Origin of the sequence: Acidiphilium sp. 20-67-58, assembly GCF_002255515.1 — a bacterium.
Lineage (GTDB): Bacteria > Pseudomonadota > Alphaproteobacteria > Acetobacterales > Acetobacteraceae > Acidiphilium.
On record NZ_NCAS01000011.1, the window covers coordinates 141397 to 153185 of the forward strand.

Annotated in this window: 9 protein-coding genes and 1 pseudogene; 6 read left to right on the forward strand and 4 right to left on the reverse strand. The window is 67.0% G+C overall.

Annotation, left to right across the window (positions count from 1 at the left end):
* The first annotated feature begins 59 nt into the window (after window positions 1-59).
* Together B7Z76_RS06295 and B7Z76_RS06300 are read left to right on the forward strand one after the other, a co-directional pair.
* Entirely contained in the window at window positions 60-224 is a 165-nt protein-coding gene (locus tag B7Z76_RS06295; RefSeq protein ID WP_291342809.1) for a hypothetical protein, read from the forward strand.
* Between the two features lie 151 nt (window positions 225-375).
* Window positions 376-1200, forward strand: coding sequence for an EamA family transporter (locus B7Z76_RS06300; RefSeq protein WP_291342888.1), 825 nt, complete (start codon window positions 376-378; stop codon window positions 1198-1200).
* A gap of 37 nt (window positions 1201-1237) precedes the next feature.
* On the opposite strand, the pseudogene argF reads toward B7Z76_RS06300, so the two are convergent.
* Together argF and B7Z76_RS06310 are read right to left on the reverse strand one after the other, a co-directional pair.
* Window positions 1238-2166: pseudogene (gene argF / locus B7Z76_RS06305) on the reverse strand (ornithine carbamoyltransferase).
* Window positions 2163-3359 (reverse strand): aspartate aminotransferase family protein, encoded by a 1197-nt coding sequence (locus B7Z76_RS06310; RefSeq protein WP_174503621.1) that lies wholly within the window; start codon window positions 3357-3359, stop codon window positions 2163-2165. The pseudogene argF and the gene B7Z76_RS06310 overlap by 4 nt, the downstream one beginning before the upstream one ends.
* A 181-nt stretch (window positions 3360-3540) precedes the next feature.
* Between B7Z76_RS06310 and B7Z76_RS06315 the strand changes: the two genes are divergently transcribed.
* Entirely contained in the window at window positions 3541-5049 is a 1509-nt protein-coding gene (locus B7Z76_RS06315) for a Ppx/GppA family phosphatase (protein WP_236656353.1), read from the forward strand.
* Window positions 5050-5095: 46 nt separating this feature from the next.
* Here B7Z76_RS06315 and B7Z76_RS06320 read toward each other — a convergent pair whose 3' ends face one another.
* On the reverse strand, window positions 5096-5638 hold the full coding sequence (locus tag B7Z76_RS06320; protein WP_174503622.1) for a DUF2147 domain-containing protein: 543 nt from the start codon (window positions 5636-5638) through the stop codon (window positions 5096-5098).
* Window positions 5639-5840: 202 nt separating this feature from the next.
* Here B7Z76_RS06320 and B7Z76_RS06325 point away from each other — a divergent pair, with 202 nt between their 5' ends.
* The 3 genes from B7Z76_RS06325 to clpA all read left to right on the forward strand — a co-directional run bounded on the left by B7Z76_RS06325 (window position 5841) and on the right by clpA (window position 9813).
* On the forward strand, window positions 5841-6836 hold the full coding sequence (locus B7Z76_RS06325; RefSeq protein WP_174503623.1) for a lipid A deacylase LpxR family protein: 996 nt from the start codon (window positions 5841-5843) through the stop codon (window positions 6834-6836).
* Window positions 6837-6935: 99 nt separating this feature from the next.
* Window positions 6936-7265 carry an ATP-dependent Clp protease adapter ClpS gene (gene clpS, locus B7Z76_RS06330; RefSeq protein WP_174504852.1) on the forward strand — a complete coding sequence of 110 codons (330 nt, stop codon included), beginning with the start codon at window positions 6936-6938 and terminating at the stop codon, window positions 7263-7265.
* Window positions 7266-7485: 220 nt separating this feature from the next.
* Complete coding sequence (clpA, locus tag B7Z76_RS06335) at window positions 7486-9813, forward strand: ATP-dependent Clp protease ATP-binding subunit ClpA (protein ID WP_174503624.1); 2328 nt, start codon at window positions 7486-7488, stop codon at window positions 9811-9813.
* A 135-nt stretch (window positions 9814-9948) separates the two neighbouring features.
* Here the strand turns inward: clpA and B7Z76_RS06340 are convergent, their stop codons facing one another.
* Window positions 9949-11730: a hypothetical protein gene (locus B7Z76_RS06340; RefSeq protein ID WP_291342813.1), complete on the reverse strand. Its 1782-nt coding sequence runs from the start codon at window positions 11728-11730 to the stop codon at window positions 9949-9951.
* Window positions 11731-11789: the final 59 nt, after the last annotated feature.

Genomic DNA, 11789 nt, shown 5'->3' on the forward strand with positions numbered 1-11789 from the left:
CGGACAGGGCTTCGAATGGTCACGCAATGTGGCGACGGCAAGAAAGGTTCAAGGCAGGAATGATGGCTGACACGGAACACCCGAACAAGCTGCGGATCAGTCTGGAGCAGCTTGAAGAGTCCAGCCAGACGGGCTGGAACAGCTTTTCCCGGTTCATCACGGTCACCACGATCTGCGTGATCGTCACGGTTCTGCTGATCGCCGCCTTCACCGTCTGGAGCTGACGACCCGACAAGGCGGCCGGTTTCTTCTGGCGCGCCCGCCCGTGCCGTCATCTGCCTGACAGGTTCGGTTGTGAGTGAATCGACAGTTCTTAGCCCGCGCCATGCGTTGCTGGCCCTTGCCGTGGTCGCGGTGTGGGGCACCAATTTCGTCGTGATCCGCCTGGCGCTGGACCAGTTCCCGCCCTTTCTCCTTGCCGGTCTGCGCTTCGCCCTCGCTGCCGTTCCCGGTGTATTCTTCCTGAAGCGGCCACAAGTGAAGTGGTCGAATCTCGCGGCCTACGGGCTGCTCATCGGCGCTGGCCAGTTCGGCCTGCTGTTCTTCGCGATGGATGGGCGGATTTCGCCCGGCCTGGCCTCGCTGATGATCCAGACCCAGGTTTTCTTCACGATTTTCCTCTCGATGGCGCGGGTAGGCGAGCGGTTGCGGGGATTTCAGGTGGTCGCCTGCCTGCTCGCCGTGGTGGGTATCGGCGTCATCATGCTGCATCTGCATGGCGGCACCACGACCCTGTTCGGCCTGATGCTCGTCCTGCTCGCCGCCTCGTCATGGGCCGTGGGCAACATCGTCGCTCGCGAGAGCGGCGCGCGCGACGCCCTGGCCTATGTGGTGTGGTCGAGCCTGTTCGCGGCGCCGCCGCTGTTGCTGGTCGCGTTGCTGCGCCAGGGGCCGGCCGTGCTGCTGCACGCCATAACCCACGCAACGCCGGCCGGATGGGTCGCGGTGATCTGGCAGTCGGTCGGCAACAGCTGGTTCGGCTATGGCAGCTGGGCGTTCCTGCTTGCGCGCTATCCCTCCGCCACGGTCAGCCCGATGGCGTTGCTGGTGCCGGTGTTCGGGATGGCGGCGTCTGTCGTCTGGATTGGCGAGCCGATGCCGGGCTGGAAACTGGCCGCTGCCGGGCTGGTGATCGCAGGGCTTGCGATCAGCGTGTTCTATCCGCGCTGGCGGGCCGCACGGCAGGTCCGCCCAGCCTGAGCGTATCCAGCCTGAACCAGGCCGGCCTGATCCTGGATCAGGCCGCGCCGAACGCCCAGGCGAGAATCCCCTGCTGCGCGAAAAGCCGGTTTTCCGCCTCGTCGAAGACCACTCGATCACCCCGGCGCTGACCTCCTCGCCGCGATGGGCGGGCAGGCAATGCATGAAGATCGCATCCGCCGCAGCGCGGGCCATCAGCGCCTCGTCCACCCGATAGCCGGCGAGGATGGCGTGCCGGTTTTCCGCATCCTCGTCGCTCATGCTCACCCAGGTATCGGTGGTCACGCAACGCGCACCTTCGGCGGCTTCGGCCGGGCTGGCGGTGAGCAGGATGTCGGCGCCCTGCGCGCGCGCCCAGGCCAGGGCCTCCGCGTCCGGCGGGAGTTCCGCCGGGCAGGCGAGGCGCAGCTGGAAGCCGAACCGCGCCGACGCCTCGATCCAGCTCTTGGCCATGTTGTTGCCATCGCCGATCCAGGCGATGCGCTGGCCGGCGATCGCGCCGCGCTTCTCCTCGAATGTCATCACGTCCGCCATCACCTGGCAGGGGTGCGAGCGCTCGGTCAGCCCGTTGATCACCGGCACGCTGGCATGGGCGGCGAGTTCGCGCAGCTTTTCCTCGCGGTCGGTCCGCAGCATGATGCCGTCGACATAGCGCGAGAGCACGCGGGCGGTATCCGCCACCGTCTCGCCCCGGCCGATCTGCATTTCCTGCGACGACAGCATGATCACCTCGCCGCCGAGCCGGCGCATGCCGATCTCGAAACTGACGCGGGTGCGGGTGGAGGGCTTCTCGAAGATCAGCGCCAGCGCCCGCCCGGCGAGCGGCTGGCCGAGGGCGCGGCCGGCGCGCTTGAAGCGCGTTGCGGTATCGAGCATGTGGCGCAGCGTCGGGCCGTCGATCAGCGACAGGTCGAGGAAATGCCGCGGCGAAGAGGCGGACCGCCCGGTTTTGATCGCGGCGCTCATTGTGCGGCGTCCCGCGCGCTGGAGGGCGTGCAGCGCCGCGCCGCGGCGTCGAGCCGGGCCAGCGCCTCGTCCACCTCATCCTCCCGCACGATCAGCGGCGGCACCAGGCGCAGCACGTTGTCGCCGGCGGCGACCACCAGCAGGCCCTCGGCGAGGCAGGCGCCCTGCACCTCGCCATTCGGCACCACGCACACCAGACCCTGCATCAGCCCCTGGCCGCGCGCGCCGGAAAACACCTGCCCATGGCGCGCCGCCAATGCGTCGAGCCCGGTGCGCAGCCGCTCTCCGGCCCGCGCCACCGCATCGAGGAAGCCGGGCGCCAGAATTTCATCGAGCACGGCATTGCCGGCGGCGCAGGCGAGCGGGCTGCCGCCATAGGTCGTGCCATGGCTGCCCGGCACCAGGCTCGCGGCGACGCGTTCGCCCGCGAGCAGCGCGCCCAGCGGAAACCCGCCGGCGATGCCCTTCGCGGTGCTGACCGCATCGGGCGCGATTCCGGCCCATTCATGCGCGAAGAGCTTTCCGGTGCGGCCCATGCCGCACTGCACCTCGTCGAAGCCGAGCAGCAGGCCGAACTCGTCGGCCGCGGCGCGCAGGCCGCGCAGATACTCGGCCGTCGCCGGCCGGATGCCGCCCTCGCCCTGGATCGGCTCGACGAGAATGCCGGCGGTCTCGGGGGTTATCGCATCGCGCAGCGCGTTGAGATTGTTGAACGGCACATGGTCGAACCCGTCGACCGGCGGGCCGAACCCTTCGAGATACTTGGCGTTGCCGGTCGCGCTGATCATCGCCAGGGTGCGGCCGTGGAACGCGCCCTGCGCGCAGATGACGCGGTATCGCTCGGGTTTGCCCTCGCGCGCCATGGTCTTGCGGAAAGCCTTGACCAGCGCCTCGTTGGCCTCGGCGCCGGAATTGCAGAAGAACACGCTGTCGGCGAAGCTGGCCGCGACGAGGCGGGCGGCGAGCTGCTCGGCCTGCGGCACCCGATAGAGATTCGAGACGTGAATCACCTTCGCCGCCTGTTCGGCGATCGCCCTGGTCAGGCCGGGATGGCCGTGGCCGAGCGACGATGTCGCGATCCCGGCGCCGAAATCGAGGAATCGTCGGCCGTCATCGGCCATCAGCCAGGCGCCGTCGCCATGGCTGAACGACACGTCGATCCGGTTGTAATTCGGCATGAGGGCAGGGATCATGTCGTGGTCACTTTCTTTCGCAACCACGCTATTGTGCGAAGGCGGGCCGCCAAGTCAAACGCCTTGCGGCGATATCGGCGCATGAAACCCCTCGGGCGCGGCAGGGTTGCGCTTTACGGCGGGCTGCGCGGCGTCCCGGCCCCCTCTACCGCCCGCGCCCGCGCTGCGCTACGCAAGCGGCATGACGCGCATGTCTCACGAGACGGCATCGGACACTTCGCGCCGCCGCGCCGTGGTCGATCTCGGGTCGAATTCGGTCCGCCTGGTGGTTTTCCAGGGCGAATCCCGCAACCCGATGCAGATTTTCAACGAGAAGGCGGTGCTGCGCCTGGCCCGTGGCCTGATCCGCACCGGCCAGCTCGACGATTCGGCGATGGACGAGACGGTGATGGTCATGCGCCGCTACGGCGCCATCGCCCGTGCCATGGGAGCGGCGCCGTTCGAGGCGCTGGCCACGTCCGCCGTGCGCGACGCGGCCAATGGCGCGGCGTTCGTTGCCCGGCTCGAAGCTGAAATTCCGGGTCTCAGGGTCATCGTGCTGAGCGGCGAGGAAGAGGCGCGGCTCTCCGCCGAGGGGGTTCTATGCGGCATTCCGGGCGCGGATGGCATTCTGGCCGATCTGGGCGGCGGGTCGCTCGAACTGGTCCGTCTTTCCGAGGGACGGATCGGCCCGGCCGCGACGGTGCCGGTCGGGGTGATCCGCCTCGCCGAGCGGGCGCTCGAGGACCGGACAAGGGCGCGGGCGATCGTCGCGGATGAGCTGGCCAGCGTTCCGTTTCTCGGCGAGGGCGAAGGGGGCGACCTGTATGTGTCCGGCGGCGCGTTCCGGGCGCTGGCGCGCATCCATATCGCCCAGACCGGCTATCCGCTGGCGATGGTCCATCATTACACCGTCGGGCGGGACGAGGCGCGCGACCTGTCCGCCGTGATCGGCGATGCGAGCCGCAAGCTGATCGAGCGGATGCCCGGCGTGGCGCGCAAGCGGATCGAGGATCTGCCTTACGCGGCGCTCATCCTCCGCCGTCTGCTGCGGGCGACCGGGGCAAGCCGGGTCGTGTTCAGCGCCAATGGCCTGCGCGAGGGCTGGTTTCTGCGGCAATTGCCGGAGGCGATGCGCCAGCAGGATCCGCTGATCGCCGCCGGACGTGATCTTACAGTGGGGTTGCTGCGCGACCCGGCGCTGCCGGGGGCGCTGATCGCCTGGACCGCCACGCTGTTCCCCGGCGAGCCGGCCTCGCACCGGCGGCTGCGCGAGGCGGCGTGCTGGTTCTCCGATATCGGCAATCACGAGCATCCCGAATACCGCGCCGAGCAGGCTTTCCTGCGTGTCCTGCGGCAAACCGGCGTCGGGCTCGATCACCATGCCCGCGCCTTTCTCGCCCTCACCCTTGCCCTGCGCTACGAGGCGCCGGTGGAAAGCGCGTTCCTCGCGCCCTCGCGCGCCCTGCTCGACATGGCGACGGCCCGCCGCGCCGAAACCCTCGGGGCGGCGCTGCGCCTGGCCTATACGCTGTCGGCCGGCACCCCTGCCTTGCTCGCCGCGACACGCCTGGAGCGCGACCGCGATCGGCTGGTGCTGTGTCTCGATGCCAGCAGCGGGGTTTTTGCCGGCGATCCGATCGAGCGGCGGCTGGTCCGGCTGGGCTCGCTGGTCGGGCTGGAGACGGAAATCCGGGTGGCGAAGGCGTAAGCCTTTCCACTCCGTCACGATTTTCTGGTGCTGGTGCGACGCCGGATTATCGCGCCCCCGATGCGATCGCCGACCGGTCGAGCCGGCAGGACGCCGGCACCGTGCCGTGGAACGGCAGCCAGTGTCGCGTTTCGCCGAAGATCGGCAGGCCGACATAGCCGCGCAGCGCGAGCGATCCGGCATGGTCGACATGGAATTCGGCATGATACCGCGCGCCATTGTGCGGATTGATGATGCGTCCGCGCCAGATCTTGCCGCCGGGGCGCGCTGCCGAGGGGCGGATCAGTTCGAAGCCGCACTGGCTGCGGCCCTGCCAGTCCTTGGGCATCGGGCTGCCGTGATCGAGCACGATGCCGACGATGTGCCCGCACAGCGCGGCGCTGCCATGAGCCGCGCCGCCACAACGCGCGATCTTCACGACCGCACCGCCTTCGCCCGTCAGCCAGTCACCAACGGGTGAGGCGGCCTGCGCCGCGGGCGATGCGGCGGCGATGCCGGCGAAGATTGCGAGTGAAGCGACCGGCAGGCAGCACAGCCGCGACCGGCTTCGTAAAATCCGTCGTACAATATTCAGGGCTATTGAAATCATCGGTGATTGATATGGTGAGTGCACGACGCTTTTGCTCACAAACAGTTGTCATATGTCCCATGCAGCGGCCGTTGCCATTGCATGACCGGCTGTATCCCGTTTCCTGCACTTGACTTGCAATCGTCCTGCCTGAGACGATTTGGGTGAAGGCCCTCAATGCCGGACCGCATCCGCGGCCCGCACTCCACGCAGGATCAAGCAGATGAACCGAACCCTGGCCGTTCTTGCCATGTCCGCCTCGCTGTCCGCGCTGGCCCCGGCAACGTCCCGCGCGAGCGGTGCGTTTCCAGGCGGAATCTGGACGCTCCAGGACGAAAATGCCTCGATCAGCACCCAAGCCCTGACCGATCGCTATTATGTGAACGGCGTGCATCTCGGCTGGACCTCGAATGCGGGAGAGGTTCCCGGCGCGGTTGCCGCGTTCGGCCATGCGGTGCTCGGCCAGGGCCGGCAGCGGATCAGCATCAGCCTGACCCAGAAGATCTTCACCCCGGCGGCGACGACGCTGATCAACCCGCCGGCGAACGACGAACCCTATGCCGGCTCGTTGCTGGCAAGCTTCAGCCTGATCCAGGATACCGCCGGCAGCCGGACGATCATGGGCTTCGATACCGGCGTGTTCGGGCGCGATGCGGGTGCCGAGATCGTCCAGAATACCACCCATGCGATCATCGGCCAGGGGCGGACCCATGGCTGGGCCTATCAGCTGCCGAGCGAACCTGCTTTCGACCTGTTCGCCAGCCGCATCTGGCGGTTGCGGCTGACCGCGCCGGGCGCCGGGCTGCAGGCGGATGCGTTGCCGCAGCTTTCGGCCATGGCCGGCACGACCGAAATCTATGCGGAACCGGGCGTTGTCTTCCGTCTTGGCGAGGGGCTGGATGCCGATTTCGGGGCGCCGCTCATCAGCCCGGGGCCGTCCGGCGGCGATGCCTTCAGCACCCGGCATTTCGCGTGGTATGTCTTTGCCGGCGCGGGTGCCAAGCTGGTCGCCCATGACGAATATCTGCAGGGCACGCTCTATCAGACCAGCCGCTCGGTGCGGCCGAACCGTGTCGTCGGTTCCTTCGAGGCCGGCGTGGCGTTGATCTGGCGCGGCGTCCGCCTGACCTATACGCAGGTGTTCCAGACCGAGCGCTTTCATGGCCAGTCCGGCGGCATTCATGAATATGGTTCTCTGGCCGCAACGGTCCGTTTCTGAGGGGCGCGCCGCGAGAATCGGCGCCGGGCCGAAAATTTTCTCTTTCCCAGTGCCGGCACGTGTGAATAGGATGAGGTTGTGAAGTTCGAAGATACGTTCATGTCAGGCGCGGATCGCAAAGGCACCGGAAACGGGCTGGGCACCGGAGTGGCGACCAGGACACGCGCGAAAACGCGCAAGCCATCGCTGTACAAGGTGCTGATGCTCAATGACGACTACACGCCGATGGAATTCGTGGTGCACGTGCTGGAGCGGTTCTTCGGCAAGAGCCGCCAGGAGGCCGAGCGGATCATGCTGCATGTGCATCGTCGCGGGGTCGGCGTCTGCGGCGTGTTCACCTATGAGGTGGCCGAAACCAAGGTGACCCAGGTAATGGATCTCGCGCGCCAGAGCCAGCACCCCCTGCAATGCACGATCGAGAAGGAATAGCGCGGTTGAGGCCGGCATTCCGGGTCGCTTCTGCGGCATGGGCGTGTTGTCCGCAGTCACCATTGCGAAAGTTTTTCGGTCTATCATGTCAGTAGTGCGACAGGCCGGGCGGAGGGCCAGACTCTCTGGCCCGGCGATGTAAACGCGGTTTCGGCCGCATCGGGCTTGACCAGGGCCGCAAGTGCGGCCCGACGGAAGTCCGGCTTGGAGAGTTTCGGATATGCTGTCTCGCAACCTTGAACAGACGCTGCATCGTGCCCTTGGTTTCGCTGCGGAACGCCGGCACGAATACGCCACGCTGGAGCATCTCCTGCTGGGCCTGATCGACGACGCCGATGCGCTCACCGTCCTGCGCGCCTGCGGTGTCGACATCGAGAGGCTGCGCCGCGAAACAACCGAATTCCTCGACAAGGAACTGGCCGGTCTCGCCACCGACCGGGGCGGCGATCCGAAGCCGACCGCCGGGTTCCAGCGCGTCGTCCAGCGCGCCGCGATCCATGTGCAGTCCTCCGGGCGGGACGAGGTGACGGGCGCCAATGTGCTGGTTGCGCTGTTCTCGGAGCGCGAGAGCCATGCGGTGTATTTCCTGCAGGCGCAGGACATGACAAGGCTGGACGCGGTCAATTTCATCAGTCACGGCATTGCCAAGTCGCCGGGGCGCTCGGCGCCGCGCACGCCCTCGGGCAGTGCGGAATCGAGCGAGGCCGAGCCCGAGCAGAAGCCGAAGCGCGGTCAGGACGCGCTGTCGAATTACTGCGTCAATCTCAACAAGAAGGCGCAGGCCGGCAAGATCGACCCGCTGATCGGCCGCGATAGCGAGATCGAGCGGACGATCCAGATCCTCTGCCGTCGCTCGAAGAACAACCCGCTCTTCGTCGGCGATCCGGGCGTCGGCAAGACCGCCATCGCCGAGGGGCTGGCCAAGCGCATCGTCGATGGCGAGGTGCCCGAAGTGCTGGCCAAGGCGACGATCTATGCGCTCGACATGGGGGCGCTGCTGGCCGGCACCCGCTATCGCGGCGATTTCGAGGAGCGGCTGAAGGCCGTCGTCACCGAGCTTGAAAACACGCCCGGCGCCGTGCTGTTCATCGACGAGATCCACACCGTGATCGGCGCGGGTGCGACCTCGGGCGGTGCGATGGATGCCTCCAACCTGTTGAAACCCGCTTTGTCCTCGGGCGCGCTGCGTTGCATCGGCTCGACCACCTACAAGGAGTTCCGGTCCTATTTCGAGAAGGACCGGGCGCTGGTTCGCCGGTTCCAGAAGATCGATGTCAACGAGCCGACGATCGACGATGCGGTGAAAATCCTGCGCGGCCTGAAATCGACCTACGAGAAGCACCACAAGGTCCGCTACACCGAAGAGGCCATCCGTGCGTCCGTGGAGCTGTCGGCAAAATACATCCATGACCGCAAGCTGCCGGACAAGGCGATCGACGTGATCGACGAGGTCGGGGCGTCCCGCATGCTGCTGCCCGAGAACAAGCGGCGCAAGACGGTCACGTTGCGGGATATCGAGGAAATCGTCGCCAAGATCGCGCGGATCCCGCCCAAATCGGTTTCCGCCGACGACAAGGAAACGTTGCGCACACTGGAGCGCGATCTGAAATCGATGGTGTTCGGGCAGGATTCGGCGATCGAGGCGCTTTCCGCCGCGATCAAGCTGGCGCGCGCCGGCTTGCGCGACGCCGAGAAGCCGATCGGCTGCTACCTGTTTTCCGGCCCCACCGGCGTCGGCAAGACGGAAGTCGCCCGTCAGCTCGCCTCGACGCTGGGCATCGATCTGACCCGGTTCGACATGTCGGAATACATGGAACGCCACTCGATTTCCCGCCTGATCGGCGCGCCGCCGGGCTATGTCGGGTTCGACCAGGGCGGCCTGCTTACCGATGCGATCGACCAGCATCCGCATTGCGTCCTGCTGCTCGACGAGATCGAGAAGGCGCATCCGGACCTGTTCAACATCCTGCTGCAGGTGATGGACCACGGCAAACTGACCGATCACAACGGCAAGACGGTCGATTTCCGCAACGTCATCCTGATCATGACGACCAATGCGGGTGCGGCCGACATGGCCAAGACCGCGATCGGCTTCGGCCGGGAGGTGCGCATCGGCGAGGACGAGGAGGCGATCAAGCGGCTGTTCACCCCCGAATTCCGCAACCGTCTCGATGCGATCATCCCGTTCTCCGGGCTGACGCCGGAAATCGTTGCCCGTGTCGTCGAGAAGTTCGTGATGCAGCTGGAGGCGCAGCTCGCCGATCGCAATGTCACGATCGAGCTCTCCTCGGCGGCGAAGGAATTCCTCGCCGAACGCGGCTATGATCCGCTCTATGGCGCGCGGCCCCTGGCCCGCGTGATCCAGGAGGAAATCAAGAAGCCGCTCGCCGAAGAGTTGCTGTTCGGCCGCCTCGCCACCGGTGGCGCGGTGAAGGTGACGGTCCGTGACGGCGAACTTGCGTTCGACATCGCGGAAGCGCCGAAACCAGCCCTGCCGAAGCCGGACGGCGATCAGGAAGAGTCGGTGCCGCCGCAGGAGGTCGATTAGAGCACGTTCCAATCCATCAGGACCGGAAAGTTGTCCAAGACAACCGCCGAACCGACGGGCCCGGCATTTATCTGAAGATCCAACCCCTGAAACTCATTCCTGAGTTTCAGGGGTTGTTTATTGATCTCCCGGCCATCACGGTTTGGCCTGCTGTCGAATAAGGTACAGTTGATAGCCACCTGCCTGGCCCACACGCTTGAGCCACGGTGGAGGCGTGTTGGCCGCCAGCAGGTGCCAGAGCGCACCCTGCTTGGCGCCCGCGACAAGGGCGGAATCATTGCCCCGTGCGGCACAGAAGAGCACGAACGTCGCCTCGGTTGCCCGCACCGCCGTAGGTTCGGCCGCGCCCGCCGGCGTTCGCCAGGCGGCACGATCGCGCATGAACGCGCGGAGCCCGTGATGATAGAGCGAGCCCACGCCGATGGCCTCCGTGCGATAAATCAGTTCGGGAACAAGGCCTGGGTCGGTCAGCACGATCTGGCCTGCCGTTGGCGCCAGCAGGCGTGTGGCCGATTGCAGCGAGCAGTGGCCCGCCGGTTTCGCCGGGTCTGGCCGCAGCGCCGCAGCCGCCATGCCGGGGACATAGACAAGCACAACAGGCGCCCAGACCAGCCCCACCCGCAGCAGCGCGGCGCGGCTTGGACGGGCGGCGAAATGCCGTGAAATGTCGTCGAGCGCGAGGGGCGCCAGCGCGACGGCAAAGGCGGCAGGATATTGCTGGAAAATCATCATGCGCGCGGTCAGGCCGAGCGCCAGCGCAAGGCCAGCGATGAGTATCAGCCACAGCCCCGCAATGTCCGGCGCGTGCCGGCAGCGCCAGGCGCGATGCAGGGCATAGGCCAAGGCGAGCAATCCCGGCGCAAGGCGGCTTGCAGCCAGCGACAGCGTCGTGGCCGGCTGGTCTTCGATGATCCCGCCGAAGAAGGCGTGCATTTCCCGCACGGGGATCAGCGCATAGGGGCCAAGTGCGACGGTCGGGTAGGTTGCGAGCCATGCCGCGAATGCGGTCCCCGCGGCGGCGATGCCAAGGCCCATGCGCAAATTGCCGTGCACCTTGCGGTCGAGCCCGGCAAGGCAGATTCCGACGATCGAGACGGCGAGCCCCAGCATCGCATAAACGATCGACAGCCGGTCGATTTCCGGCGTCAGCCACCCGCCATGTGGCGGGTCGATCCAGAGCGCGACCCACAAGATCGCGGCGAAACCGGCGCCGAGACGGGCGAGCGTGGCGCCGAGCGGGCGGAACAGCCACGCATAGCCCAGTGCGCTATAGCCGAGCATGACGAAGGGCATCGTCTCCGGCATCAGCCAGATCGCAAGGCCGCCAAACATCCCGGCCGCCCAGCCCATCCGCCGGGCGCCGAGGCCGGCCCGCAGCGTGCAGCCGAGTGCAAGCGCGGTGAGGGCGACCTGCGCGATATGGTAATGCACCACGCCGAAGCCGTTGAAACTGCGAATGCCGGGCAAAAGCGGCGCGATGATCGCCGGTGCCCAGAGCCAGCGCCCTTCGGTCAGCGGCGCTGCGGCGAAACCGAGTGCTGCGGCCAGCAGGCCGGCCGAGAGCGGGCCGGTGGCGACCCCTGCGGCGAACAGCGCGCGGTGCCAGCCGAGCAGCGGCGCCAGCGGCGCGGCGAGTGCCATGATCCAGGCATCGAACAGCCGAGACCACTCGACCACCAGCAACTGTCCCGAATCGTCGCGCCGGACGACGTTGAGCAGGTGACCCGCATGAAGCCCCTGGCGGAGCCGGACCAGCCGCATGTAGCTGTCAGGGTCGATCAGCGTTCCGTGCAGAACGGCAGGGATGGTCGTGGCGGATGCAAGAACGGTAATAACGGCAGCCGCCAGCGCCATGCCCGCATAGGCGGACGCGGGTGGCGATTTTCGCTGGAATGCATAATCGGCCGAAGCGCGCATCTCCGGCATATGCCATGCCGGAGCCTAATACATGGTGAACGCGGCGCGGCCCGGCTGGT